We start from the raw sequence: 26,712 nt of genomic DNA on the forward strand, positions 1-26,712 counted from the left end.
CCCGCGCTTTATTCGATAACTGTGCGTATGCCCTCTGTGAATCAGGCGACAGCCTGCGGCAGTAAAAGCGAGGAGAGATCGATATAACCTGCCAGCTCGCGCTCTTCAGCCCGTGGCAAATAAGGCAGCTCGCCTAACAGCGGCGCCGGGATTTTCTCCTGCAGTACCTGGATAATTTCCGCATAGTGCGCCAGCCCCGGATTGATGCGGTTGGCGACCCAGCCCATCAACGGCAGACCATCGTTAATGATTGCCTGCGCCGTCAGTAAGGCATGACTGATACAACCCAGCTTGATGCCGACAACTAACACCACCGGCAGCTGCTCCTGAATAACCCAGTCGGATAACGGCCGCAGATCGTTCATCAGGCTGCGCCAGCCGCCGGTCCCCTCCACCACCACCACATCGGCCTGCGCTTCCAGCGCCTGCAGGCCGCTGCTCAGACACGCATAGTTAATGGCTTCGCCGCGATGGGTGCTGATTTCATCTTCTAGCAGCGTAACGGGATTTATCGCTTCATAAGGCACATCAAGCGTGGAGGCACGATGTAATATCAACGCATCTTTATTGCGTATCCCGTCTGCCGTCATCTGGCTACTTTTGGCTACCGGTTTATATCCCACTACCGCCGGGTGCGTTTCCGCCAGTTTTTGCATCAGGGCTCGTGTAACAACTGTTTTACCGACGGCGGTATCCGTACCGGTAATGAAAAGACGACTCAGCATAGCAACACTCCGGCAGGCTGTCGGCCTGAAATAGTTAAACATTAATCATCGGTTTATGTCGCACAGTGTAGGAAATCGCGCTTTTGCACAGCTTGCGTTAGCGCAATTTTTTAGTGATAACTGAAATTAGATTAGCCCTGCAACAGTTTGATAAGCAGTTCACCGTTATACAGGGCGTTTTTGACCAGCGCAGCGCCAGGCATCGTGCCGACGTTGGGAAATTGGGTGGGTTCAACATGAATATCGGCGCTGTAAGCTGGCAGCGCCTGCTGGCGGATCAAGGCGCCGATTGCCGGATACAGCACCTCGGCGGCGCGGTTAAGCGGAGAACCAATCAGGATTTTTTCCGGATTAAACAGATTGACCATAATGGCCAGAATGCGCCCGACGCTATTGCCAATCCCTGTAATGATATCGCGCGCCAGCGGATCGCCATTCAGTGCCGCATCGCACAGTGATTCCACGGTTAACGGCTGATGATGCAGAATAGAACTGAGCGCGGTCTGCATGCGCTGTGACGTCAGTTCCAGAATGCTGCCGATACTGGCGACCGTCTCCAGGCAACCATGGTTGCCGCAATAGCACTGCTTGCCATACGCATCCACCTGCGTGTGCCCAATTTCAACCAGCGAACTGCGACTGTTATGCAGCAGGCGACCGCCAGTGATTACGCCTGCGCCGACGTTGTCATCGATGACGATCTGGATAACATCGCTGGCCCCGCGCGATGCGCCAAACAGCGATTCAGCGATGGTCCAGGCGCAAACATCATGCTGAATATAAACCGGCAGACCGGTATGGGCGGACAGTTCCGGCCCCAGCGGCATATCAGCGACCTGATAAAACGGCATGCGATGAACCATTCCCTTGCCGGAATGAATAATACCGGGCAAGGTAATGGCGATGGCGGTCAGCCGCTCCAGCTGGTGCTGATGGCGGATAAAAAACTGATCGATTTCAAGGATCACGCGGTTTAGCAGCGGCGTCTCGCTCTGCACCGGCAGCGACCGGGTCTCTTCGGTAACCAGCGCGCTGCTGAGGTCGCGTAGCGCCAGCGTGATCTCGCCGTTGCCAATACGAACGGCCAGATAGTGCCAGGCTACGGTATCCAGAATCAGGCCAACCGCAGGCCGACCACGACTGCCCGGCTCCTGATACTCCGTTTCCTGTACCAGATGGGCTTCCAGCATTTCACGGACAATTTTGGTGATACTGGCTGGCGCCAGCTGAGCCCGCCGGGAAAGCTCAATACGCGATATCGGGCCAAATTGGTCGATCAGGCGATATACAGCCCCAGCGTTTGTCTGCTTGATCTGGTCGATATGACCAGGTTGACTGTCCGCTATCACTACCCCTGCTCCCACTTATTTTCGCGCTTCAAAATAAACCTGCTCAGGCTATGGTGGATGAGATATTAACAGGCGTCAACTATTTGATTCGGAATGTGATTTACTGCACAAAAACAGGACCAGGCAGAGAGGCTGTGATCGATTAGGCCTGCGGCCCGCCGAGTAATATTGCAAGGCGCATGTGAATAAATCGGGAGCTATCCGCCATTGTAAGCAATAAATGGGCTGCAAACTCAGCGCCGCCAGCTTTCGCTTAGCAACAAGGACTTCATTTGCTTCATCTGCGCACTGATTTCACGCTGTTTTGACCAGACCAACCACATTTCCGACCAGGCATCCGCCTCCTGTAGTGGCAACCAAACCACGCCAGCCAGTTGCGCACGGCGAAAAGAGGCGGGCAAGATAGATATGCCCAGCCCGGTGGCAACCAGGCCAAGGATGGTCATCGCCTCGCCAACCTCCTGCGTAATATAAGGCTGGATTTGGTAGCGCTGCAGAAGCGCCATCGTTTCGCCATACAGTGCGGTGCCGCTTTGCGCATCGAAAAAAACAAAAGGTTCGTTGGCGAGGGCAGTAACCGAGACGCTTTGCTGACTCGCCAAAGGGTGCGCATGATGCACTATGCAGCAAAGCGGCTCACGCAGCAGCAGCTGCCATGCCAGCGTTTCCGGCAGAGGCGTGTTACGCATTACGCCAAAATCCAGTCGCCCTTCGCTTAAAGGCGTCAGCTGTTGGCGGGTGTTCATTTCCTGCATTTGAATATGCACCTGCGGAAAACGCTGACGATAGGTAAACAGCGCATCGGAAACGGCGGTAATAAAAGGTGCCGATGAGGTAAAGCCGATACGGATCTCCCCTTCCTCCCCCTGATGCAAACGCGCGGCGCGGCTGGCCGCCTGCTCAACATCCAACAGGATCACGCGCGCATCCTGCAGGAACTGACGTCCAGCTGCGGTAAGCTGAACGCTACGATTGGTGCGCGCCAGCAAACAAGCGCCTACCTGCTGTTCAAGCTGCTGGATCTGCTGGCTTAACGGCGGTTGTGAAATATTCAATCGCAGCGCCGCACGACCAAAATGCAGCTCTTCCGCAACGGCGATGAAGTAACGAAGATGACGAAGTTCGACATTCATACTTTACATGTATCAATTCAGATAATTAATATATTAGACAGTATAATAAGGTCGCCCCACAATTAAATAGTTGATGTTTAAATAAGGAACTATTGTGGAACGCTCATCTCAGGGTGCGACGTTACCCGCTGACGAGGTTCAGCGTGTCTCGCCCGCTGTCGTGAATAAAAACCTCTATATCAAACGCGGCACGCCGCAGTTTATGCGCGTAACGCTGGCGCTGTTTTCCGCAGGTCTTGCCACCTTTGCCCTGCTCTACTGCGTTCAGCCTATTTTGCCGGTGCTTTCCCATGAATTTGGCGTGTCACCCGCAACAAGCAGCATTTCGTTGTCAATTTCAACCGCTCTTATGGCACTGGGGCTGCTGGTAACCGGACCGCTTTCCGACGCCGTGGGCCGCAAGCCGGTAATGGTGATCGCGCTGTTACTGGCAGCGATATGCACCCTGATCTCCGCCACCATGCACAGCTGGCACAGTATTTTAATTATGCGGGCGCTGATTGGTTTATCGCTAAGCGGGGTGGCTGCGGTCGGTATGACCTATTTGAGTGAGGAGATTCATCCCAGTGTGGTTGCCTTTTCCATGGGTTTATATATCAGCGGCAACTCTATTGGCGGGATGAGCGGTCGTCTGCTGAGCGGGGTTATTACTGATTTTAGCTCATGGCGCGTGGCGGTAGCCGTGATCGGCTGTTTTTCCCTGGCTTCGGCACTGATGTTCTGGAAAATTCTGCCTGCGTCGCGTCATTTTCGGCCAGCTTCACTTAATCCCCGTAGCCTGGCGATTAACTTTCGCCTGCACTGGCGCGATCGCGGTTTACCGTTGCTGTTTGCGGAGGGTTTTTTGCTGATGGGCGCCTTCGTTACGCTATTTAATTACATTGGCTATCGTTTGCTGAGCGCGCCCTGGTTTCTCAGCCAGGCGGTTGTTGGCCTGCTGTCGGTGGTTTATCTCACCGGTTCATGGAGCTCACCCAAAGCGGGGGCGATGACAGCCCGCTATGGGCGTGGCCCGGTACTGTTTTTCTCTACGGCTTTGATGCTGTGTGGTCTGCTTATCACGCTTTTCAATTCACTGTGGCTGATTTTCCCAGGAATGATGCTGTTTACCGCCGGATTCTTTGCCGCCCACTCCGTTGCCAGCGGCTGGATTGGACCACGTACGCGTCGCGCCAAAGGGCAAGCTTCATCGCTGTATCTGTTCAGCTATTATGCGGGATCCAGCATTGCGGGCACCCTGGGCGGCGTATTCTGGCACGCCTGGGGCTGGCCTGGCATTACAACATTTATTGCCATAATGCTGCTGTTGGCGTTGCTTGTCGCCAGCCAACTCCACAGTAAAAAACTCTAGCCTCACCTCGTCTTCTTCTGGCCGCGCTCACGTGGCCTTTTTTTCTGCCTGACTGATGATTTCCCCATTGCTGAACTGGTATTTTTGGTTATTAAAATGTATGTTGTAACTAATAATATTTTTCACCGCAGGAGCTACCATGCCTCGCTATGACTTAGTGGAAGATTTGCGTCAGTGCGCTAATCAGCTTGATGAGGAGCTTAGCGTTCTCCAGCAACAATTAACGTCGCTGCCGCTGCTGGTCGGCCGGGTGTTCTCGTTACCGCCAGTGGCAAAAGGCGCTGAACACGATCCCATAGCGCAAATCAGCGTAACCCAGCATTTGGGGGATGAGGCGCGACAGCTTGCTTTGCAGCATTATTGTCGTCTGTTTATTCAACGTCAGTCGGAAAATATCAGCACCAAAGCCGCTGTTCGCCTGCCCGGCGCACTCTGCTTTGAAGCAGACAGCCACCAGCATGCCCTTCTCCATCAGCAGGTTGATAAAATCAATCTGCTTAAGGCGCGGCTGGAGCAGATCATTACCGTGGAATCGGGCTTACCGAGTGAAGCACGTTTTGAATTTGTGCATACGCATCTGCGCGGTCTGCTCACGCTAAACGCCTACCGCGCCATTACCTTGCTGGATGCGCCAGACAGCGTGCGCTTCGGTTGGGCCAACAAACATATTATTAAAAATGTAACGTCGCAGGAGATTGTGGCAAAGCTGGAAAAGAGCCTGAAGGCGGGCCGCGCGCAGGCGCCCTGGACCCGTGAGCAATGGGCGGAGAAGGTACAGCAGGAGCTGATCGCGGTGCAGTCATTGCCTGCGGGCGCGAAGCTGAAAATCAAGCGGCCGGTTAAAGTGCAGCCGATTGCACGTATCTGGGATAAAGAGCAGCAAAAACAGACGCAGCTGGCCTGCCCTTCTCCGCTGCTGGTGCTTTGTCCGGATCGGCAACAGGTGCCGGTATTAGGTGAGCTGTTAAATTATGATGCGGAAAATATTACCCATCGCTATAAGCCGCAGGCGGATCCGCTGTGGCTGTTGATCCCGCGACTGCATCTTTATTGCGACAGGCCAGTAAGCTCGGTTTAAGGGAAAGATCACAGGCAAAGAGAGAGGGCATAACGGCGCTAAATGGTCAGATGCAAAGAGAAAAACCGGGGCCTGCTGGCCCCGGGAGATAATTTACTGCTTCATGCTGCCAACCATCTCTTCTGGTCGAACCCAGGCATCAAACTCTTCTTCCGTGAGATAGCCCAGCTTCAACGCGGACGCTTTCAACGTCAGCCCCTCTTTATGCGCCTTTTTAGCAATTTCAGCGGCTTTATCGTAACCGATATGCGTATTCAGCGCGGTCACCAGCATCAGCGACTCGTTCAACAGTTGCGTAATACGATCGCGGTTTGGCTCGATGCCTACGGCGCAGTGATGATTAAAGCTATCCATACCATCCGCCAGCAGACGAATCGACTGCAGGAAGTTATGAATGACCATCGGACGGAACACGTTCAGTTCGAAGTTGCCGGACGCGCCGCCAATATTAATCGCCACATCGTTCCCCATCACCTGACAGCAAAGCATGGTCATGGCTTCGCACTGGGTCGGGTTAACTTTGCCTGGCATGATAGAGCTGCCGGGTTCATTTTCCGGAATGGCAATTTCACCGATGCCGCAACGCGGGCCAGATGAGAGCCAACGCACATCGTTGGCGATTTTCATCAACGAGGCCGCCAGACCTTTAAGCGCGCCGTGTGCATGCACCAGCGCATCACAGGTCGCCAGCGCTTCAAACTTATTCGGCGCGGTCACAAACGGCTGACGCGTCAGCGCGGCCAGCTCTTCAGCAACGCGCACTGCATACTCAGGATGCGTATTCAGTCCGGTGCCAACGGCGGTGCCGCCCAGCGCCAGCTCGGTTATGTGCGGCACGCTCTGCTCGATATGCTTCAGGTTATGTTCCAGCATCGCTACCCAGCCGGAAATCTCCTGGCCCAGCGTCAGCGGCGTGGCGTCCTGCAGGTGGGTACGGCCAATTTTAACGATATCTTTAAACGCTTCCGCTTTAGACTGCAGCGTTTGCTTCAGTATATTGAGCTGCGGAACCAGGTTCTCACGCAGAGCGATCACTGCCGCCACATGCATAGCAGTAGGGAAAACGTCATTGGAGCTCTGGCTTTTATTGACATCATCATTTGGATGCACCAGGCGAGACATACCACGCTCACCGCCGAGGATCTCACTGGCGCGGTTGGCCAGCACCTCGTTCATATTCATATTGGTTTGTGTGCCGGAGCCGGTCTGCCAGATAGCCAACGGGAATTCAGCGGTATGCTTTTCCGCCAATACTTCGTCCGCAGCCTGAATAATCGCCTGCGCTCTCTCCTGCGGCAGCAGGCCGAGATCGCTGTTAACTTTTGCGGCGGCGCGTTTGGTTAACGCCAGCGCATGCACCAGCTCGGCAGGCATTTTTTCTGTAGAGATGCGAAAGTGTTCCAGCGAGCGCTGCGTCTGCGCGCCCCACAGTTTATCAGCCGGTACATCAATAGGTCCCATTGAATCTTTTTCAATGCGGTTGGCTGCCATTACTTCTCTCCTTTAGCACAAACATATGATTTAAAAAGCCCTGACCTGTGACTATCCGACACAGCGGGCGTGGGCCATAGTGTGACATACAATAATTTAACATTCTGCGAGCCAATCGTCCTTATTTGACTTGTGTCCAGGTTTCGAAAACACGTTCTGCTTTAATACCTGCGGTCAGCCGCCAGTAAAAGGAGAGATCATGTTTAAGCTTCACAATTCGCTGCAAAACTATGCATGGGGCAGTAAAACGGCACTAACTGAGATGTATGGCATCAGGAATCCGACGCAGCAGCCGATGGCTGAGCTCTGGATGGGCGCACACCCTAAAAGCAGCTCGGGGATTGAAGTGAACGGCGAATTGCGCTCGCTGCGGGAGATGATCGAATCAGATAAGCCGGGCCTACTGGGAGAAAAAGTAGCGGCACGTTTTGGCGAGCTCCCCTTTTTGTTTAAAGTGCTGTGTGCCGAACAGCCGCTATCGATTCAGGTGCATCCTGGCAAATCCGCCGCCGAGGCTGGATTCGCACGTGAAAACGCAGCGGGTATCCCGCTGAACGCGCCGGAACGCAACTATAAAGATGCTAACCATAAGCCTGAACTGGTTTATGCGCTGACCCCTTTTTTAGCCGTTAACGGTTTTCGCCCTTTTGCGGAGATCATTTCCTTGCTGCAGCCGGTTGCTGGTGCGCATCCGGCCATCGCCCACTTCTTACAGCAGCCGGATGAGGCGAGCCTGGCCATACTGTTTTCCTCGCTGCTCTCGTTACAGCAGGCAGAGAAACAACGTGCGATTGATATTCTTAAAGCCACGCTGCATACGCAACACGGCGAACCCTGGCGGACTATTCGCAACATCGCTGAAGAGTATCCTGATGACAGCGGGCTTTTTTCTCCGCTGCTGCTAAACCTGATTGAACTACAGCCGGGCGAAGCGATGTTTTTATTTGCTGAGACGCCCCATGCCTATCTACGCGGCGTGGCGCTGGAGGTGATGGCAAACTCAGATAACGTGTTACGCGCCGGGCTGACGCCGAAACATATTGATGTTGATGAACTGATGGCCAACATAAAATTTACGCCCCGCGCGGCGGATACCCTGCTCACCGAGCCGGTGCAGCAGGGAAATACGCGCGAATTTCCCGTTCCGGTGGATGATTTCGCTTTCGCAATTCACGCGCTGAACGCTACACCGATAACGCTCTGCCAGCAGAGCGCGGCGATCCTGTTCTGTATTGAAGGCGAAGCCCGGCTGACGGGCCAACAGCCGCTGACGCTCAGGGCAGGCGAATCCTGTTTCGTCGCCGCCAGCGAATCACCGATAACGGCTTGCGGTCAGGGACAACTTGCCCGAGTTTATAACCTGCCAGGCTGACGGCCAGTTCTGCAAATGCTATGATTATTCAATAAATTAATATCAGGCATTGATGCCGTAAAAAGGACGAATCGATGAACAAGACGAAAATTGCGGTTGGCGTTGTAGTCGCGCTGGGAGTGGTCTGGACGGGCGCGGCCTGGCTAACAGGCAAGCAGATCGAAAGCCACATGGATCAGATCGTGCAAAATGCGAATGCGCAGCTGACAAAGCTTGCGCCCGACAGCCGTCTGAAAGTGAGTTACCAAAATTATCAGCGCGGCCTGTTTACCAGCCATACTCAGCTGGTAGTACAGGCCAGTTCGCAGACAGAAGATAATGCGCTGCTGAAGCCGGGCCAGAGCGTGGTGCTGAATGAGACCATCGATCATGGCCCTTTCCCCTTCGCTCAGCTGAAAAACTTTAATCTGATCCCCAGCATGGCCTCGGTACACAGCGAGCTGGAAAATACCCCCGCGTTGAAAAAGCTGTTTGAGCTGACCAAAGGTAAATCGGTGATTGATGCGGATACCCGTATCGGTTACAGCGGCGCTACCGCTTCAACGATTCGTCTGTTGCCGCTGGATTATCAAAACAGTGAAACCGGCGAGCGCTACGCCTGGAACGGCGGCACGCTGGGCATTGACAGCGATGCCGAAGGCGATCGGGTTAATTTCGATTCCGATATTGACAGCGTGGCGCTGACAATAAGAAACGAAGCAAATCAGCCCGTGCTGTTCACCCTGAATGGCATTAGCCTTAACGGTAAAACCCACCTTAGCCCGCAGGGTGTGCGTATTGGCGATCAACACTTCAATCTGAAAAAGCTGACCACGGCGGTTAACGGCCAGGAAACAGCAACGCTGGAAGGCATGGATATCAAAACGCAGTTTGATTCCAGCGGCAATACGCTCTCTGGCCAGATGGATTACGCCATTGATAACCTCATGCTGGAAAAACAGAGTTTTGGCTCCGGCAAGATGACCCTGAAGCTGTCACAGTTTGATGGACAGGCATTGAAAACGGCTTCGGATAACTATCGCAGCCAGATGCAGGCATTAATCAATCAGCCCGGCATTGAACAGGATCCCGAGCGTTATCAGGAAGGCGTACGTCAGATTATGGCCGCTAACCTGCCGCTGCTGCTGAAAGGCGATCCGGTGGTGACCGTGGCTCCGCTAAGCTGGAAAAATGATAAAGGAGAAAGCACCTTTAACTTAGCGGCGCATTTTAAAGATCCCGCTACTGCTCAGGGCGTGGCGCAAACGCCGGCTGACGCGCTGAGCCGGATGCTAAAATCGCTGGAAGGTAAACTGGTGATTAATATGCCGATGGCGACCGCCCTGATGAAGCAGGTTGCTATGGCGGAAGGTTATCAGGAATCTGATGCCAGCAAGCTGGCTGAACAGCAGGTTAAAGGCCTGGCGGCGATGGGACAAATGTTCCGCCTGACCCAGCAGCAGGATGATAACATCGTGACCAGCTTGCAGTTTAACGGCACTCAGGTGACGATGAACGGTGAAAATATGCCGCTCGACGGCTTTCTCTCCCGTTATATGCTGGGCGCGCCGGCACAAAACCTGCCGGAATAAGGTTATTGCGCTTTTAACGCGCTATTCACTCTCAGGGCGACATCATGTCGCCCTTTTTTATATCAGCGTTTTTTTTGCGCGTTCCCTCTCATTCGTAAGAATAAAATTTGCGCTCAGATGATTATTTAATAATTATGCCACTCCATCCTCAGGATTGAGGTTATTTCTTGCCTGACAGAAATAATACAGAAGGAATTAAAAATGAAATTAATAGCATCGTTATTATTAATATTTTCTCTTGCCGCCTGCACCACTACATCTCGCCCGGTAATAGATAAACAAACCTCTGAGCGACTTGATGAGATGCTGCAACAGCAGGTTATTCCCGCACATAATAAACCACTGGGAGAGCGCATTGCCGATATCTCTGCGGCTTTTCTCGGGACGCCTTATCAGGCAGATACGCTAACGGGATCGGATAACGTTCCAGAGCAGCTGGTTGTCAATTTTAACGGCGTCGACTGCTTTACGCTGCTGGATTATGTTGCCGCGCTCAGCCACGCCAGCAGCCGAGACGACTTTTTTACTCAGTTGCGCCTCACGCGTTATCACCAGGGAGAGGTGAGTTTCGTCCATCGTAAACATTTTTTCTCCGACTGGTTTAGCCTGGCCCCCTTAAATGCGCGCGATATTACCGATAAACTGAATACCCCGACGGTTAAAATTACTAAACAGCTTAATTTAAAAGCCGATGGCGGAAAATATTTACCTGGCTTGCCGATAACGCCCCGAATAATTAATTATATTCCAGCTAATAATATTAATAAGGGAACTTTAAAAGCGTTGCAAACGGGCGACTATGTGGGAATTTATTCGCCGCTGGCGGGTCTGGATGTTTCGCATACCGGAATTATCATTAAAAAAGGTAATCAGGTTTGGTTACGTAATGCCTCTTCTTTAAAGAAAAATATGAAGGTTGTCGATACACCGCTGCTCTCTTACATTAAAACGCGGCCAGGCATTGTGGTTGCCCGTCCGCGCTAGTCAGCCCGTAACGTATTACGCTGCGGGCTGGCCCTGGCTCAGTTCCGCTTAGCCCGCTACACGCTGACGGATACGCTGCTTCTCTTCTTCGCTCAGGAAGGCGATCTTCAGGCCATTTTCCTGGGCGGTAAGAATATGCTCAGCCGTCAGCCCAGCCTGCGGTGCGGCAACCTGATACTCATGAGCAATTTCGATCCCCTGCACCGCCGGGTCGTCAGTATTCAGCGTAGCAAGAATGCCATGATCAAGAAATTTCACCAGCGGATGATGGCTCAGATGCGCTACGGTGCTGGTCTGGATATTTGAAGTCAGGCAGGACTCAATACCAATCCCCTGCGCGGCAAGGAAATCCATCAGCGCCGGATCTTCTACTGCCTTAACCCCGTGACCAATACGTTCGGCGCCCAGTTCACGAATCGCCTGCCAGATACTTTCCGCACCGGCAGCCTCACCGGCATGTACCGTAATTCGAAAGCCTGCGTCACGCGCGCGATTGAAGTGGCTGAGGAATTCACTGCCAGGGAATCCCAGCTCGTCACCGGCCAGATCCACAGCGGTAATGCCATCGCGATGGGCCAGCAATCCTTCCAGCTCATTCAGGCAGGCTTCTTCACCAAAGGTACGGCTCATAATACCGATCAGGCGTACATCAATATTATGCTGCTGGCAGCCAGCACGTACGCCATCAATTACCGCTTCCACTACGCCGGTAATGGGCAATTGATGGTTCATCGCCATATAGCCTGGCGAAAAACGCAGCTCGGCATAATGGATCCCGGCGCGGGCGGCATCCTCAACGTTTTCCAGCGCCACGCGACGGCAGGCCTCCAGCGATCCCAACACCTTTACCCCCCAGTCAAGCTTTTGCAGGAAACTTACCAGGTCGGGCTGGTTTTCGACCACCTGAACATGAGGACGCAGTGCTTCCAGGCTGTTGGCTGGCAAAGCAATGTTGAATTCACGACCTAAATCAAGGATGGTGGCGGCACGAATATTGCCATCAAGATGGCGATGGATATCGGTAAGCGGAAGGCGGGCGTCGATCATATGCACTCACTTTTAATCTTTAAGGTAAAGTGCAGAGTAGTATAAAAATAAGTTGCGCAACTATGCCAGATAATTGCGCAAGATGTTAAACCAACTGCTAATTAAATGGCCGTCTGAGCGTTGCCAGCGCAGAGGCCGCAAAGCGCACTCAACCTAAACCCGGCTTATGCCTCGCCACTGTTCACTGCAACGCGGAAGCTCTCAAGCTTATGGATCTGCCTGCCACGCTCATCAAAATTTTCTTTTCTCAGCCAGGCTTTAAGTGCGGCAGCCGTATCAACCCAGTCAGAAGCGGTGATGGAAAAAAACGCGATATCTTCGGCATAACCTTTACTGATCCTTTTATCACGCAGTATTCCCTCTCTGATAAACCCGATACGTTGGGCCGAGTCTATGGACTGAGTGTTCAGGCTGTTGGTTTGCCACTCGCATCGCCGGTAATGCAGCTTATCCATAAAATAGCTAATGATCAGAAAAAGCGACTCCGTACTGAGCCGTGTTCTTTTCATCAGCGGCGTCCAGTTGATTTCCGCCAGCGCAAATACCCCATTATTCGGGTCAATATGGGTGACGCAAAGCATGCCTTTTATGTGACCATCATGAATATCTTTCACGGCGAAGTAGAGTTTATCTTTATCTGCGCTGAGTTTTCTAAAATACTGATAGCATTGTTCTTTAGTGGCAGGTTTGGCATCAGAAAGATAGGTCCAGTCCCGGTCATCGTCAATGCTGTGCCATTCAGGAAAGAGATCTTCGGCATGATCGGATGATAGCGGTAAAACGATACAGTAATCGCCTTTCAGCGTGACTTTTTCAGGAGCGGCTCTCTTCACCCAATCTTTAATTTCTCTGCCTAAAGCCTGGCCATAGTGGTTATGAGTAAGCATACCTTCTCCTTCGCATGGTTATTGCCTGAAAGATAACGACGGTAAGCCGCCTGAAATCCCTGCTTATTGCACAGTATAATGTAGAGCGAAAAATAAAAGATTAATATCATGCAATATATATCCTGTGATCCTGAACATAGAGTTCCGGCAAACAGGCGGCGCTAAGCCAGTCGATGTAAGGCGCAAGAGTGGTAACGCCTAAAGAGAAAGAAGAATATTTCAGATAAAAAGATGAGCGATGCTACTGTTTCTTTTCAATACAAGGCCCGCGATGCGATTGACGCGGGCCAACAAACCTTTTACTCCCCTGCTCGCTTTGGCAATTGCCAGGTTTCCTGTGCTACCAACGCGTCATGCGCGTCCTGGCTACGGCGTCGGAAATCGCTAGGGCTGACACCGACGCGTTTGCGGAACACACGCGAGAAATAGAGCTGATCGTCATAACCCACCTCACGGCCCACAGAAGCGATTGGCTCCTGGGTGGTTTGCAGCAGCAGCTTGGCACGAATGACCCGCTGGTCTTCACGCCAGCGCAGCAGGTTTACCCCCATCTGCTCACGAAACAGGTGCGCCAGCCGCGACGGCGACAGACAAACGTGCTTCGCCACCGCCTCAATTTTTAGCTCGCCAGCCAGATTACTGGTCACATACTGACAGGCTTCAATAATACGCGGATCGCGAATTTGCTGATGCGAGCGCGGATCTTCCTCTACTGCCCGCAGCAGGAGCCGCTCCAGCAAATTCATCGCCAGCTCTTCGGCAAAGCGACGGCCGGAATTATGCGTCTGTTCAATATTAGCAAACAGACGATCAAACTCACCGCGCAGCGACTCTGGCAGCCGCAGGCGTCCCACGCCATTGGTTTCATCCTGCCAGCGCAGCCAGTCATGCCAGTAGGCGCGTGGACGGAAATAGATCCAGCGGTGATACCAACAGTCGCTATCGGGCGCCCGGCCATAATAGTGCGGCGTCTTGGGCTGAAACAGCAGCATTTCGCCCGGCTCGCAGTCGAAAGAGGCATCGCCGTCAAATACCCGGCCCCGTCCTTTTATCGTCAGGTTGATAATATAGCCTTTCATGCCGTGCGGGCGGTCGATACAGAAATCAAGCGCGCCGCCAGCGCTAATCGGCGTCAGCCCGGCCACCAGCCAGGCATTAAACGCATAGCCCGGTAGTAAAGGGTTGGGCTGTGACTCAATCGGTTGACGATGGTACATAATAATCCTCGTAACGAAGCGTCGAAATTGCGGGCAGCCGTGCGGCTGCCCACGACGATCAGGCCGCTTTATGGCTCTGTTTGTAGCGGTCGAAAATCACCGCTGCCAACAGTATCAGACCGCGCACCACATATTGTGAGAAAGGTGAGATATTCAGAAGATTCATCGCATTCTCAACGGTACCGAGGATCAGTACGCCTGCCACCACGTAGGAGATTTTACCAATTCCGCCTTTCAGCGATACGCCGCCCAGCACGCAGGCGGAGATAACGATCAGCTCATAGCCCAGCGAAGTCATCGGCTGACCGCTGGTCATACGTGAAGCAAGGATAATCCCGGCAGCGGCTGAAACCAGTCCGGAAAGAATAAAGATAATGATGCGGGTACGTACCACCGGCACGCCGGCCAGCCGTGCCGCCTCTTCGTTACCCCCGATCGCCAGCGTATTGCGGCCAAAGGTGGTTTTATTCAGCAGAAAACCAAAGATAATCATGGTGCCGATGGTCAGCCAGATAGGTGCCGGCAAGCCGAACCAGGTGGCATAACCCAGCTCGAAGAAACGTTCATCTTCAATACCCACAGCTTTACCATCGGAAAAGATATAGGCCAGGCCGCGCACAATTTGCATGGTTGCCAGCGTGGTGATCAGCGCATTGATTTTCAGTTTGGCGATGACAAAGCCATTAACGAAGCCGCAGAGCATCCCCAGCAGCAGACCCGCGCCGATGCCCAGCCACAGGCTTTCGCTCATATTGATCACCACCGCCGTGGTCACCCCGGCGCAGGCAATCACCGACGCCACGGAGAGGTCAAAGTCGCCGGAGGCGAGGCAGAACAGCATGCCACACGCCACCATACCGGACATCGACATCGCCAGACCCAGCCCTTTCATATTGATAAAGGAGCCAAAGTTAGGGATAAACAGTACGCAGGCGATAAACAACACGGCAAAAACCACCAGCATCCCGAAGTTATCCCAGATACGGCCCAAACGTAAACCGGAACGCGCTACCGGCGACGTATTTGAAGTCGTGGAAGACATAGCATTACTCCTGCATCAGGCCACGGCGGCCGTCTGTTGCGTATTTTTCGGCATGGCAAGGCTCAGCGTAAGCTGTTCCGTTGCCTCATCATGTAACAATTCACCGGCGATCTCACCTTCGCGCATCACCAGAATACGATCGGCCAGACCCATGACTTCCGGCAGATCGCTGGAGGCGAACAGCACGGCAATGCCCTGTTGCGCCAGCGCATAGATCAGGTTATAGATTTCATGCTTTGCTCCGACATCTATCCCACGCGTCGGCTCATCCAGCAGAATGACCTTCATATCTTCTGACAGCCAGCGGCCGAGGATCGCCTTCTGCTGGTTGCCGCCGGAGAGGTTCATAATCAGTTGTTCAGGTCCCGGAGTTTTGATATTCAGCGACCGGATATGCTTATCGGCGTTCTGCGATTCCCAGCGCCGATCGATCAAACACCCCGCCGTCAGGTTATTACGTCGTGCAGAGATATTGATGTTATCGCGCACCGAATGGACGGGAATAATGCCGTCGGCTTTGCGATCTTCCGGACAGAGCATAATCCCGGCGCGAATGGCATCTGAAGGCTCGCTGATAGCCAGGGCTTTGCCGTCCAGCAGCACACGTCCCGCCTTCAGGCGTGTCGCGCCAAACAGCCCTTTCATTAGCTCGCTGCGTCCGGCGCCAACCAGACCAAACAGCCCGACGATTTCACCGGCGTGTACGTTGAACGAGACCGGCTGGCGCACGCCGACCGCATGTACGCCCTCCAGTTGCAATCGCACCGGGCCATGCTCACGCGGCGCATAGCCATAGACATCGCCCAGATCGCGCCCGACCATCGCCTGTACCAACATGTCGTGGCTGGTATTGGGCACATCGTCAAAGGTGCGCACGTAGCGTCCATCTTTAAACACCGTAATGGCGTCGCTAAGCGCAAAGATCTCTTCCATACGATGCGACACATACAGCACCACGCGCCCTTCCGCACGCAGCTGACGAATAACGCGGAACAGCTGCTCGATTTCCCGCGCCGACAGTGAGCTGGTGGGTTCATCAAAGGCGATGATTTTGGCGTTGCGCGCCAGCGCTTTGGCAATCTCCACCATCTGCCACTGCCCAAGCGACAGATATTTCAGCGGCGTATCGGGATCGATATCCATGCCGAGGTTTTTCAGCTGTAGCCCTGCCTCATAGCGCAGCAGCTTACGGTTAACCAGTCCGCCGCGCTGCGGCAGCTGGCCAAGGTAGATATTTTCAGCAATGCTCATTTCCGGCACCAGGTGCAGCTCCTGGTAGATAATGGCCACGCCAGCATTCAGCGCGTCGGTGGTATGACTGAAATTTACCGGCCTGCCCTGAATCTGAATGGTGCCGCCGCTGGGCTGGTAGCTGCCGCTAAGGATTTTCAGCAGCGTCGATTTACCGGCGCCGTTTTCTCCCATCAGCGCATGCACCTCGCCTGCACGGCAGCTGAAGCTGATATCCTGCAGCGCCTTTACGCCGGGAAAAGTTTTACTGATGCCATGAAACGACAGAAAGGCTGAATCAGTGTTCATGGTGTCTCCGCTTTGCCTGTTCACTGTGAACGCCGGTTAATCGGCGTAAGATGAGCACAACCTGCCCGCATCAACCGTGCGGGCCTGCTTACCGGGCGACACATGCCGCCCGTCGATGAAACCACGCGTTACATCAGCCCTTTTTTCGCCAGTTCAGCTTTGAAGTTATCGCGGGTAATCAGCACCACATCCGTTACTTCGGTGAATTTCTGCGGCTCTTTATCGTTGGTCACCCAGTCGTGCAGCATCTGGATACTTTTGTAGCCATGCACATCCGGGCTGGGCAGCAGCGACCCGTAGAAGCCGGTCGCCTGACCTTTAGAGAGTTCACTGATGGCATCCACGCCGTTGATGCCGATGCCGATTACGTTGGCCGCCTTAAAACCCTGACCTTCAGTGGCGCGCACGCCACCCAGCACAGTGTTATCGTTCATGCCGACAATCAGCCAGTTTTTCACTTCCGGATGCTGGACCAGCAGCGAGTTAGCGGCATCAAAAGCGCCGGGAATATCGTTAGATTTGGTAGGAACCTGATAGATCTGCTTTTCCGGGAATCCGGCTGCCTTCAGCGCCTCGATGGAACCAGAGGTGCGGCGACGTGCGGTGTCCAGTTCGTTCGCAGTGATCGCCATGACCGCTGAGGTTTTCACATCCCAGCCGCGTTTCTGCATCTCTTGATACAGCTCCTGGCCCTGACGCTCGCCGATTTTGGTCGCCGCCATCATCACCAGCGGCACGCTATCCATCGGTTTGCCTTTGGCGGTAACAAACTGATCGTCCACCGCGATCACTTTCAGATCGTAGCTGCGGGCTTTTGCCATAATCGCCGATCCCAGTTTGGGATCGGGAGTACAGATAACAAAGCCTTTCGCGCCGCTGGCGGCCAGACTGTCAATGGCGTTCAGCGTCTTCTCGCCGTCAGGCACCGCAATCTTGATCACATCAAAGCCCAAATCTTTGCCCGCTTTATCAGCGAATTTCCATTCCGTCTGGAACCAGGGTTCTTCCGGCTGTTTAACCAGGAAGCCGAGTTTCATCGTCTCAGCGATAGCGGATTGTGACATAACGGCAGCCAGTCCAATGGCGGCTAACGCTTTAGTGAATTTGTGCATGGTGTTCTCCGGCGCAGTGTAATTATTTCGTTGTGCGCAACGAAACGGTGTAAACGATACCAATCGGATTAAAAAGATTATGAAAACGGCAAATCAGGTAATTAGCTTTAATATTGCGCGTTACCTGAACAAACGCTGGGCTAGTTTTAGCGGGAAATGCACCAGGAAATGTAGAGCGGTATCACATAGCAAAACAATAGCAATTTAATCCATAAATTCAGCAGATTTAACCGAGCATTAACTTTTGACCGGCTTCACATAACCCATGACGATGACAGAAAAATGCATATATGCAGCTGGCAAGGGCTAACCGAAAACCGCCACGCTTTTTAGTGTTAGAGCCTGCGATTGTTCATTAACAGGAGAGCCCGAATGCGTGCTGGTGCCATAACGATTGGTCTGGACTTTGGCAGCGATTCGGTTCGCGCCCTGGCAGTAGACTGCCAAAGCGGCGAGGAACTACAAAAAGAGGTGGCGCCCTATACGCGCTGGATGGCCGGCCAGTATAGCGTGCCGCAGGTCAGCCAGTTCCGTCATCATCCGCTGGATTATATTGAGGCGCTGGAAAAAGCAATTTGTGGCGTGGTGGCGCGCCTGAGCGAAGAGCAGCGCGCTGCGGTTGTCGGCATCGGTGTGGATTCTACCGGCTCAACGCCGGCACCGATCGACCGTGACGGTAACGTACTGGCGTTGCGCCCTGAATTTGCTGATAACCCCAATGCGATGTTTGTGCTGTGGAAAGATCACACCGCCATTGAAGAAGCGGAGGAGATTAATCAACTCTGTCGCAGCGGCCAGTTTGAAGATTACTCGCGCTATATTGGCGGCGTGTACTCCTCTGAATGGTTCTGGGCAAAAATTTTGCACGTCTCCCGCGCTGACGCCGCCGTGCGCGACGCCGCCGTTTCCTGGATTGAACTGTGCGACTGGGTACCAGCATTATTGAGCGGCACCACCGCTCCGGCAGCCATTCGTCGTGGGCGCTGCGCCGCTGGTCATAAATCCCTGTGGCATCCGCAGTGGGACGGCCTGCCGCAAGCGGCATTCTTTAACGCGCTCGATCCCATGCTGACTCAACAGCTGGATTATCCCCTGTTTACCGATACGTTTACCGCGGAAAAACCCGTTGGCACGCTCACCCCGGAATGGGCGCAGCGTCTCGGCCTTTCTACCTCCGTGGTGCTCTCCGGCGGCGCGTTTGACTGCCATATGGGCGCGGTGGGCGCCGGTGCCCAGCCTTATACCCTGGTAAAAGTGATTGGCACCTCCACCTGCGACATTCTGATTGCTGACAGCGAACGCGTCGGCAGCCGTGCGATTGAAGGAATTTGTGGTCAGGTTGACGGTAGCGTCACGCCAGGCGCGATGGGTCTGGAAGCGGGCCAGTCCGCTTTTGGCGATATGTATGCCTGGTTCAGTCGTCTGCTGAACTGGCCGCTGCAGCTGGCCGCCCGTCAGCAGCCAGAGTTAAAACCGCAGCTTGAGGCGTTGTCGCAGGACCTGCTGCGCCAGTTAACCGATGCCTGGGTCGCTAACCCGCAACTGGATCATCTGCCCGTGGTACTGGACTGGTTTAACGGCCGCCGTACGCCGTTTGCCAACCAGCGCCTGAAAGGCGTGATCACCGATCTCAATCTGGGTACCGACGCGCCCACCCTGTTTGGTGGCTTTATCGCCGCCACCGCCTTTGGTGCACGCGCCATTATGGAGTGTTTCGAACAGCAGCAGATCCCGGTAGAGAACATCCTGACGCTGGGCGGCATCGCCCGTAAATCTCCGGCAATTATGCAGGTCTGCTGCGATGTGATGAATCGACCGCTGGATATTGTGGCATCCGATGAGTGCTGTGCACTGGGCGCGGCGATCTTTGCCGCCGTAGCGGCGGGCGTGTATGACGATGTTCCCAGCGCCCAGCAACAGATGGCCAGCCCGGTAGAGAAAACGCTGCAGCCCGATGCGTCGCGCGTGGCGCGCTATCAGCAACTTTATGAACGTTATCAACAGTGGTGTGCGACAGCTGAACCGAATTATGCCGCACGTCCCTCTTCCGCTATTTAAGGAGTTTTTATGCAACAGTTCGATTCGCTGAGCGTGTGGTTTGTGATTGGCACCCAGCATCTGTATGGACCGGAGACGCTGCGCCAGGTCGCCGATCATGCGCAGCAGGTGGTCGATGGGCTGAATCGCGAAGCGGGCCTGCCGGTAAAACTGGTCCTGAAGCCGCTGGTGAAAAGTCCGGACGAAGCGCTGGCGCTCTGCCGCGACGCTAACTATGACAACAGCTGCATCGGTATTATTACCTGGCTGCACACCTTCTCGCCGGCCAAAATGTGGATCGGCGGTCTGTCGGTGCTGAATAAGCCGCTGCTGCAGTTCCATACCCAGTTTAACGCGGAGATCCCGTGGGAAACCATGGATATGGATTTTATGAACCTGAATCAGACGGCGCACGGCGGCCGTGAGTTTGGTTTTATCGGCGCGCGCATGGGTCTTTCTCATAGTGTGATAACCGGCCACTGGCAGGAGAGCCAGAGCCATCAGCGTATCGGTAAGTGGATGCGCGCTTCGGCGGCGCGTCACGCCAGTCAGCAGCTGAAAGTGGCGCGCTTTGGCGACAATATGCGTGAAGTCGCGGTAACCGAGGGCGATAAAGTTGCGGCGCAGATCCAGTTTGGTTATGCCGTTAACGGCTGGGGCGTGGGCGATCTGGTAGAGGTGATTAATCAGGTCAGCGATGGCGATGTTAACGCGTTAATTGATGAATATGAAAGCCAGTACCGGTTTAGTGCCGTCGCCGCCGTTAACGGCGAGAAACGCCAGAACGTGCTGGAAGCGGCACGTATCGAACTGGGTATGAAACGTTTTCTGGACGATGAAGGCTGCCGCGCGTTTACAACAAACTTCCAGACGCTGCACGGCATGACTCAGTTGCCGGGCCTGGCGGTTCAGCGCCTGATGGCGCAGGGTTATGGTTTCGCGGGTGAAGGTGACTGGAAAACCGCCGCTTTGCTGCATATTTTCAAGGTGATGGCGGGAGATCGGCCTGGCGGCACCTCCTTTATGGAAGACTACACCTATCACTTCTCGCCGGGCAATGAGCTGGTACTGGGTTCGCATATGCTGGAGGTTTGCCCCTCTATCGCTAAAGAAGAGAAACCTTTGCTGGATGTACAGTTCCTTGGCATTGGCGGCAAAGCCGACCCGGCCCGCCTGATCTTCTCGACGCCTGCCGGCCCGGCGGTTAACGCCAGTGTTATCGATATGGGCGACCGCTTCCGCCTGCTGGTCAACGTGGTGGATGCGATTGAACAGCCGCAGCCGTTGCCGAAGCTACCGGTGGCCAACGCCTTGTGGAAAGCGCAGCCTTCGCTTGCCACGGCGTCTGAAGCCTGGATCCTCGGCGGCGGCGCGCATCATACTGTCTTCAGCCAGGCGCTGGATGTGGATGATATGCGTCTGTATGCAGAGATGCACGGTATCGAGGTGATGGTGATTGATAATGACACTACGCTGCCTGCTTTCAAGGATGCGCTGCGCTGGAATGAGGTGTATTACCGCCTGAACCGCTAACTTCATTAGCTGAGCAAAAAGCCGCATCAATGATGCGGCTTTTTTATGACTTGGGTTCGGTGCATGCTGAAACCGGGTCGGAAATCCACTCCATAGTATGTTGTAACTAATTAATATTGTTAAAAAGCACACCACGTATGAACGGTAACCCCTGGCTGGCATGCCAAAGGATACCGTCAGACATGGTGCGCCATAGCTAGGGTTTTAGCGTAATACGCCTCACCGGTGCATTCTGCTGCCGATCCCATATCACTGTCAGCAGACGCTGGAGCGCGATAAAAGCAAACAGTAGAATGCCAATGGCGATTTTGGTCCACCATGAACTCAGGGTGCCGTCAAAATTAATCCAGGTCTGAATCAGTCCCTGAATCAGCACGCCAAACAGCGTGCCCAGCACGGTGCCTACCCCGCCGGAAAGCAGCGTGCCGCCAATAACGACCGATGCGATAGCATCCAGCTCCACGCCCATGCCCGCCAGCGCATAGCCCGCCGAGGTATAGAGCGAGAAAACAATCCCCGCCAGCGTTGCCAGTAAAGTGGAAAGCATGTAAACCTTCACGGTGGTGGCGCGGGTTGAAACGCCCATTAGCTGCGCCGAATGCATACTGCCGCCGATGGCATATACCTGATTGCCAAAGCGCGTACGATGCGCCAGCATAATTCCCAGCGCCACCACCATCAGCATGATTAACGCCATCAGGCTCAGCCGCCCTCCGCCCGGCATTTTCCACGCCATACTGGAAAGCGTGCTGTAAAGGGGATGATCAATCGGTATCGAACTTTCCGCGATCAGATAGCTACAGCCGCGCAAGAAAAACATCCCCGCCAGAGTAATAATAAATGCCGGGATCTTCAGCGCATCGATCAGCCATCCCATCAGCGCGCCGAAAGCGGCACCCGCCAGCAAAATAATGCTGAAAGCCAGCCAGGGGGAAAGATGGAGGTCGCCAATCGCTCTGGCAAGAAAAACGCCGGTAAAGGCGATCACCGCACCCACAGAGAGATCGATCCCGCCGGAGAGGATCACAAAGGTCATGCCGACGGCGACTATGCCAAGAAACGCGTTATCGGTAAGAATATTGCCAATCACGCGGGTAGAGGCGAAGCCGGGAAACTGTGTCAGACAAAACAGATAGCCCGTGACAAACACCAACAGCGTAATCATCAGGGGTAAATGACGTTTAAGCATTTTTGCCTCGCCGTTTCAGTAATTGCAGAAAACGCGGTGACTGCAGCAGCAGGACCGCCATCACCACCACCGCTTTGACGACCTGATTCAGCTCCGGCTGAAAGCCAGAAAGCAGAATGCCGGTATTCATCGCCTGAATAATCAGCGCGCCCAGCAGCGAGAGCCACAGATTAAAGCGCCCCCCCATCAGCGAAGCGCCGCCGATTACCACAGCCAGAATCGCATCCAGCTCCAGCCATAATCCGGCATTGTTGGCATCGGCCCCGCGAATATCCGCTGCAACAATTAACCCGGCCACCGCCGCGCACAGTCCGCTAATCACATAGACAGACATCACTACCAGCCAGCCGTTGACGCCAGCGTTACGTGCGGCGCGCAAATTAATGCCCACGGCTTCGATAAACAGCCCCAGCGCGGTTTTACGCGTTAGCAGCCAAACCAACAGCGCGACGATCGCAGCGATCCACACCGGCACCGGCAACAGCGCAAACGCGCCATTACCGATCCAGCCCAGCGCGTCGCTGTCAAAGGTAACGATTTGCCCCTGGGTAATCAGCTGAGCAATCCCGCGCCCGGCCACCATCAGGATCAGGGTGGCAACAAACGGTTGGATCTTCAGTAGTGCCACCAGAATGCCATTCCACAGGCCACACAGCGCGCCGCTGGCCAACGTGGCCAGAATAATCACCGGCAAACTATGCCCCGCTACCGTTAAGGTTGCTGCCGTGGCACCGGCAATCGCCATAATTGCGCCCACGGAAAGATCGATGCCCCCGGTGGCGATCACCAGCGTCATGCCGATGGCCAGCAGTGCAACCGGCACTGCGCGGTTAAGTATGTCAACCGGGCTGCCAAACAGTCGCCCATCCTGCAAATGCAGCGCAAAAAAGTTTTGTGCTACCAGACTGTCGACCAGCAGCACCAGAATCAACGCCGCCAGCTGCGGCATACCAGGGGGGAATTTACGCTTCTGCATCACGGGTTTCTCCGATAACAGGTGGCTTTCAGGCATGCTGAGTTCCTCCATCCGCAATTGCGCTGACGATTGCCGCCACCGACAGTTTCTCCAGCGGAATTTCCGCGACCTGCTGTCGATCGCGCAAGATCACCACGCGATCGGCGTAACCCACCAGCTCTTCCAGCTCTGAAGAGATCACCAGTAGCGCCAGCCCGTCAGCGCAAAGCGTCTCGATCAGGCGAATAATTTCCGCATGTGCGCCAACGTCAATGCCACGCGTTGGCTCATCAAGAATCAAAAACTGGGGTCGGGTGACCAGCCAGCGCGAAAGCAGTACCTTTTGTTGATTACCGCCTGAGAGCAGCTCAACAGGCTGATCGTCGCTGGGTGTACGAATACCCAGCTGGCGAATAAAACGCTGGGCGATCTCACTCTGTTCACGATCGCTAATTGGACGCAGCCAGCCCCGCTGCGCCTGTAGCGCCAGAATGATATTTTCCCGGACCGAAGCGGCACCGATGATACCGTCGGTTTTACGATCTTCGGGACAGAATCCCATGCCAAGTCGCGAAGCCTGCACCGGACTACGGATATTTTGCTTTTTACCGCGGATAATGGCCGTACCGCTATCGGCACGGCGAATGCCAAACAGCAGTTCAGCTGTCTCAGTACGGCCCGATCCTAATAGCCCCGCCAGCCCCACCGCTTCGCCGGGGCGCACCTGCAGATCAAACGGCTCAACCACGCCCTTCTTACCGTAATGATGAAATTCCACTACCGGTTTTTCACTGCGCAGCGTGCGTCCGGCACGCTGTAGCGCCGTTTGCAGCAGGTCGCGGCCCAGCATCAGTTTAATCAGCTCCAGCTGGGATAGCGTATGGGTGTCACGGGTAGCGATATATTGCCCGTTACGCAGTACGGTAATGCGATCGCAGACGCGATAAACCTGGTCAAGGAAATGCGTGACAAAGATCAGGCTCATGCCTTTGGCTCTGAGCTGATTCATCAAGTTAAACAGCATTTCAACTTCGCTGGCATCAAGGCTGGCGGTGGGTTCATCCAGGATCAGCACCTGAGCTGAGAGATCTACCGCACGGCAGATAGCGATAATTTGCTGCATCGCCACAGAGTAGTGCCCCAGCGGGCGGTTAACATCCAGCTCGAAACCATAACGATTAAGCAGGCTGCGGGCCTCCCTGACCATTCTCTTTCGATCAACCATCCCGAAGCGGCGCGGCTCGCGCCCGATAAACAGATTATCCGCCACCGACATGTTCGGCAGCAAATTGACCTCCTGATAAACGGTACCGATCCCTGCCTGCTGCGCCTGCGCGGTATTGCGCGGCGCTATCGGCTGACCATCCAGGATAATCTCACCGGCGTCACGCTGATAAACGCCGGTCAGTACTTTAATCAGGGTTGATTTTCCCGCTCCGTTTTCGCCCAGCAGCGCCATGATCTCTCCACGCCCCAGGCTAAAAGAGACATTATCCAGCGCCTTTACGCCGGGAAAGAATTTGCTGACGCCACGAATATCCAGCAGCCGATCGGTTTGCTCGTTCATAATGCGCCTCGGTAGATAAGAAGGTCGGCGCAGGCAGCGATGCCTGGCCGACAGCAGGGGTTAAGCTCGCCTTAATAGCCCATATCTTTTTTCTTATCGAGCTCGCTTTGTGCATCAGCAGGCAGCCAGAGCGTAGTCACGGTTTTAATCACTTTTGGCGGTACGGTGCCGTTCTGCTTGAATTTCTCCAGCGCGTCAAATGCCGGGCCAGCCATATTCGGCGTTAACTCAACGTTGGCGTTGGCTTCGCCTGCCAGCATCGCTTTATAAATATCGGGTACGCCATCAATCGAGCCGGTGAGAATATCTTTGCCCGGTTTTAATCCGGCTTCTTTAATAGCCTGAATCGCGCCGATCGCCATATCGTCGTTGTGCGCATAAACCATGCAGATATTTTTTCCGTTATTTTCCGCCTTAATAAAGCTTTCCATCACTTCTTTACCTTTGCTACGGGTAAAGTCGCCGGACTGCGAACGAATTATTTTGATCCCCGGCGTATTGGCGATCGCTTCAGCGAAGCCTTTTTTGCGATCGATAGCCACACTGGCCCCTACCGTTCCCTGCAGCTCCACAACGTTACAAGGCTTGCCGTTCATCTGTTTTACCAGCCAGTCGCCGATTAGCCGACCCTCCAACACATTGTCCGCCGTGACCACTGACATATAGAGTGACGGATCTTTCACTACGATAGCGCGGTCAAGCAGGAACACCGGGATCTCCGCATCCCTGGCTTCTTCCAGTACTGGTTCCCAACCTGTTTGCACCACCGGCGCAATAAAGATGGCGTCTACGCCCTGCGCAATAAACGAACGTACCGCCTTGATCTGGTTTTCCTGTTTCTGCTGACCATCGGCAATTTTCAGGGTGATGCCACGCTTTGCCGCCTCGCTTTTCGCTACGCTGGTTTCAGCGGCGCGCCAGCCTGATTCAGAGCCAACCTGGGAAAAGCCAACGGTTAAATCTGCCGCCAGCACCGGCGCGGCGAGCGCAGCGCTCACCATGGCTGAGATAAGTAAACGCTTCCACATAATATTTATTCCTCTGATGGGATTCAGATGTTCAGGTACAAAAGCCCCTACAGCCTGGCCGATTCGGCTACGTCAGATTTGGATATACTTCACAAAATTCAATTAATTAAATGAGTTAACTGTTTCATTTTTGATAATTTTCTGTGGGCAATATGGACAATTTACCTGAAGCTGAATGGCGAGACTGTTAAATAAATGTAATAAAGAGAAGCGCTTAGCGCACCCATCTTTGGAACCGATTACAAAGTCGTGTAAACTTCAGTCGTCAGCGTTAACGCCAGATTCGGGCAGTTAAATAATGGATTTGTGATGATTCGCACAATGCAGGAGTGCGTGATTTTTAGCAAAAATGTTAACAATTAAGGCGCAAATGGCCAGAATGTAAGAATATAGAGGTTTATTGTGACAGAGAATCTGTCACTTTTTCCTTATATGACAACTCTGTAGTTAAATATTATTTATTAGGAAAAATCCTAGCTCTCGCTTCATTTCTGGTAATAAGTCG

21 protein-coding genes are annotated in these 26,712 nt (G+C 54.0%); 7 read left to right on the plus strand and 14 right to left on the minus strand.

What is annotated here, in order from left to right; genetic code table 11:
* Positions 1-41: 41 nt before the first annotated feature.
* From bioD to ACQE32_RS05470, 3 genes are all read right to left on the minus strand, one after another.
* On the minus strand, positions 42-725 hold the full coding sequence (bioD, locus tag ACQE32_RS05460; protein WP_426972643.1) for a dethiobiotin synthase: 684 nt from the start codon (positions 723-725) through the stop codon (positions 42-44).
* Between the two features lie 131 nt (positions 726-856).
* Positions 857-2,074: a sugar metabolism global transcriptional regulator Mlc gene (mlc, locus tag ACQE32_RS05465; protein ID WP_427021458.1), complete on the minus strand. Its 1,218-nt coding sequence runs from the start codon at positions 2,072-2,074 to the stop codon at positions 857-859.
* 233 nt (positions 2,075-2,307) lie between these two features.
* Entirely contained in the window at positions 2,308-3,207 is a 900-nt protein-coding gene (locus ACQE32_RS05470; protein ID WP_426981645.1) for a LysR substrate-binding domain-containing protein, read from the minus strand.
* A gap of 94 nt (positions 3,208-3,301) precedes the next feature.
* Here ACQE32_RS05470 and ACQE32_RS05475 point away from each other — a divergent pair, with 94 nt between their 5' ends.
* Complete coding sequence (locus tag ACQE32_RS05475) at positions 3,302-4,558, plus strand: MFS transporter (RefSeq protein WP_427021459.1); 1,257 nt, start codon at positions 3,302-3,304, stop codon at positions 4,556-4,558.
* 139 nt (positions 4,559-4,697) lie between these two features.
* Entirely contained in the window at positions 4,698-5,636 is a 939-nt protein-coding gene (gene tus / locus ACQE32_RS05480; RefSeq protein ID WP_427021460.1) for a DNA replication terminus site-binding protein, read from the plus strand.
* Positions 5,637-5,729: 93 nt separating this feature from the next.
* On the opposite strand, the gene fumC is transcribed toward tus, so the two are convergent.
* On the minus strand, positions 5,730-7,127 hold the full coding sequence (gene fumC, locus ACQE32_RS05485; RefSeq protein ID WP_427021461.1) for a class II fumarate hydratase: 1,398 nt from the start codon (positions 7,125-7,127) through the stop codon (positions 5,730-5,732).
* Between the two features lie 199 nt (positions 7,128-7,326).
* Between fumC and manA the strand changes: the two genes are divergently transcribed.
* From manA to ACQE32_RS05500, 3 genes are all read left to right on the plus strand, one after another.
* Complete coding sequence (manA, locus tag ACQE32_RS05490) at positions 7,327-8,499, plus strand: mannose-6-phosphate isomerase (protein WP_427021462.1); 1,173 nt, start codon at positions 7,327-7,329, stop codon at positions 8,497-8,499.
* Positions 8,500-8,573: 74 nt separating this feature from the next.
* Positions 8,574-10,070 carry a YdgA family protein gene (locus tag ACQE32_RS05495; protein WP_426972653.1) on the plus strand — a complete coding sequence of 499 codons (1,497 nt, stop codon included), beginning with the start codon at positions 8,574-8,576 and terminating at the stop codon, positions 10,068-10,070.
* Positions 10,071-10,271: 201 nt separating this feature from the next.
* Positions 10,272-11,054 (plus strand): DUF1460 domain-containing protein, encoded by a 783-nt coding sequence (locus tag ACQE32_RS05500; protein ID WP_427021463.1) that lies wholly within the window; start codon positions 10,272-10,274, stop codon positions 11,052-11,054.
* Positions 11,055-11,102: 48 nt separating this feature from the next.
* Here the strand turns inward: ACQE32_RS05500 and add are convergent, their stop codons facing one another.
* From add to ACQE32_RS05530, 6 genes are all read right to left on the minus strand, one after another.
* A complete protein-coding gene (gene add, locus ACQE32_RS05505; protein WP_426981638.1) occupies positions 11,103-12,101 on the minus strand; it encodes an adenosine deaminase in 999 nt (332 codons plus the stop codon).
* Between the two features lie 164 nt (positions 12,102-12,265).
* Positions 12,266-12,988, minus strand: a complete 723-nt coding sequence (locus ACQE32_RS05510) for a GNAT family N-acetyltransferase (protein ID WP_426972658.1) — start codon at positions 12,986-12,988, stop codon at positions 12,266-12,268.
* 299 nt (positions 12,989-13,287) lie between these two features.
* Positions 13,288-14,205, minus strand: a complete 918-nt coding sequence (araC, locus tag ACQE32_RS05515) for an arabinose operon transcriptional regulator AraC (protein WP_085071780.1) — start codon at positions 14,203-14,205, stop codon at positions 13,288-13,290.
* Between the two features lie 58 nt (positions 14,206-14,263).
* The gene (gene araH, locus ACQE32_RS05520; protein WP_427021464.1) at positions 14,264-15,247 is read right to left on the minus strand and encodes an L-arabinose ABC transporter permease AraH; all 984 of its coding nucleotides are present in this window, start codon (positions 15,245-15,247) and stop codon (positions 14,264-14,266) included.
* A gap of 15 nt (positions 15,248-15,262) precedes the next feature.
* A complete protein-coding gene (gene araG / locus ACQE32_RS05525; protein ID WP_426981637.1) occupies positions 15,263-16,786 on the minus strand; it encodes an L-arabinose ABC transporter ATP-binding protein AraG in 1,524 nt (507 codons plus the stop codon).
* 128 nt (positions 16,787-16,914) lie between these two features.
* Entirely contained in the window at positions 16,915-17,898 is a 984-nt protein-coding gene (locus ACQE32_RS05530; protein ID WP_426981636.1) for an arabinose ABC transporter substrate-binding protein, read from the minus strand.
* Between the two features lie 372 nt (positions 17,899-18,270).
* Between ACQE32_RS05530 and ACQE32_RS05535 the strand changes: the two genes are divergently transcribed.
* Both ACQE32_RS05535 and araA read left to right on the plus strand, forming a co-directional pair.
* Positions 18,271-19,956, plus strand: a complete 1,686-nt coding sequence (locus ACQE32_RS05535) for a ribulokinase (RefSeq protein ID WP_426972663.1) — start codon at positions 18,271-18,273, stop codon at positions 19,954-19,956.
* Between the two features lie 9 nt (positions 19,957-19,965).
* Complete coding sequence (araA, locus tag ACQE32_RS05540; RefSeq protein ID WP_427021465.1) at positions 19,966-21,468, plus strand: L-arabinose isomerase; 1,503 nt, start codon at positions 19,966-19,968, stop codon at positions 21,466-21,468.
* A 196-nt stretch (positions 21,469-21,664) separates the two neighbouring features.
* Here the strand turns inward: araA and yjfF are convergent, their stop codons facing one another.
* From yjfF to ytfQ, 4 genes are all read right to left on the minus strand, one after another.
* Positions 21,665-22,657, minus strand: a complete 993-nt coding sequence (yjfF, locus tag ACQE32_RS05545; RefSeq protein ID WP_426972666.1) for a galactofuranose ABC transporter, permease protein YjfF — start codon at positions 22,655-22,657, stop codon at positions 21,665-21,667.
* Positions 22,650-23,669 (minus strand): galactofuranose ABC transporter, ATP-binding protein YtfT, encoded by a 1,020-nt coding sequence (gene ytfT, locus ACQE32_RS05550; RefSeq protein ID WP_426972667.1) that lies wholly within the window; start codon positions 23,667-23,669, stop codon positions 22,650-22,652. The genes yjfF and ytfT overlap by 8 nt, the downstream gene beginning before the upstream one ends.
* On the minus strand, positions 23,662-25,179 hold the full coding sequence (gene ytfR, locus ACQE32_RS05555; protein WP_427021466.1) for a galactofuranose ABC transporter, ATP-binding protein YtfR: 1,518 nt from the start codon (positions 25,177-25,179) through the stop codon (positions 23,662-23,664). The genes ytfT and ytfR overlap by 8 nt, the downstream gene beginning before the upstream one ends.
* A gap of 71 nt (positions 25,180-25,250) precedes the next feature.
* The gene (ytfQ, locus tag ACQE32_RS05560) at positions 25,251-26,207 is read right to left on the minus strand and encodes a galactofuranose ABC transporter, galactofuranose-binding protein YtfQ (protein WP_426972670.1); all 957 of its coding nucleotides are present in this window, start codon (positions 26,205-26,207) and stop codon (positions 25,251-25,253) included.
* Positions 26,208-26,712: the final 505 nt, after the last annotated feature.

It is taken from the genome of Pantoea sp. FN0302 (assembly GCF_050113775.1).
GTDB lineage: Bacteria > Pseudomonadota > Gammaproteobacteria > Enterobacterales > Enterobacteriaceae > Mixta > Mixta alhagi.

Bases quoted from the DNA above. Each gene is read 5' to 3' on its own strand.
- bioD (WP_426972643.1), bottom strand. From the start codon at position 725: ATGCTGAGTCGTCTTTTCATTACCGGTACGGATACCGCCGTCGGTAAA.
- ACQE32_RS05470 (WP_426981645.1), bottom strand. From the start codon at position 3,207: ATGAATGTCGAACTTCGTCATCTTCGTTACTTCATCGCCGTTGCGGAA.
- tus (WP_427021460.1), top strand. From the start codon at position 4,698: ATGCCTCGCTATGACTTAGTGGAAGATTTGCGTCAGTGCGCTAATCAG.
- fumC (WP_427021461.1), bottom strand. From the start codon at position 7,127: ATGGCAGCCAACCGCATTGAAAAAGATTCAATGGGACCTATTGATGTA.
- manA (WP_427021462.1), top strand. From the start codon at position 7,327: ATGTTTAAGCTTCACAATTCGCTGCAAAACTATGCATGGGGCAGTAAA.
- ACQE32_RS05495 (WP_426972653.1), top strand. From the start codon at position 8,574: ATGAACAAGACGAAAATTGCGGTTGGCGTTGTAGTCGCGCTGGGAGTG.
- ACQE32_RS05500 (WP_427021463.1), top strand. From the start codon at position 10,272: ATGAAATTAATAGCATCGTTATTATTAATATTTTCTCTTGCCGCCTGC.
- add (WP_426981638.1), bottom strand. From the start codon at position 12,101: ATGATCGACGCCCGCCTTCCGCTTACCGATATCCATCGCCATCTTGAT.
- ACQE32_RS05510 (WP_426972658.1), bottom strand. From the start codon at position 12,988: ATGCTTACTCATAACCACTATGGCCAGGCTTTAGGCAGAGAAATTAAA.
- araC (WP_085071780.1), bottom strand. From the start codon at position 14,205: ATGTACCATCGTCAACCGATTGAGTCACAGCCCAACCCTTTACTACCG.
- araH (WP_427021464.1), bottom strand. From the start codon at position 15,247: ATGTCTTCCACGACTTCAAATACGTCGCCGGTAGCGCGTTCCGGTTTA.
- araG (WP_426981637.1), bottom strand. From the start codon at position 16,786: ATGAACACTGATTCAGCCTTTCTGTCGTTTCATGGCATCAGTAAAACT.
- ACQE32_RS05530 (WP_426981636.1), bottom strand. From the start codon at position 17,898: ATGCACAAATTCACTAAAGCGTTAGCCGCCATTGGACTGGCTGCCGTT.
- ACQE32_RS05535 (WP_426972663.1), top strand. From the start codon at position 18,271: ATGCGTGCTGGTGCCATAACGATTGGTCTGGACTTTGGCAGCGATTCG.
- araA (WP_427021465.1), top strand. From the start codon at position 19,966: ATGCAACAGTTCGATTCGCTGAGCGTGTGGTTTGTGATTGGCACCCAG.
- yjfF (WP_426972666.1), bottom strand. From the start codon at position 22,657: ATGCTTAAACGTCATTTACCCCTGATGATTACGCTGTTGGTGTTTGTC.
- ytfT (WP_426972667.1), bottom strand. From the start codon at position 23,669: ATGCCTGAAAGCCACCTGTTATCGGAGAAACCCGTGATGCAGAAGCGT.
- ytfR (WP_427021466.1), bottom strand. From the start codon at position 25,179: ATGAACGAGCAAACCGATCGGCTGCTGGATATTCGTGGCGTCAGCAAA.
- ytfQ (WP_426972670.1), bottom strand. From the start codon at position 26,207: ATGTGGAAGCGTTTACTTATCTCAGCCATGGTGAGCGCTGCGCTCGCC.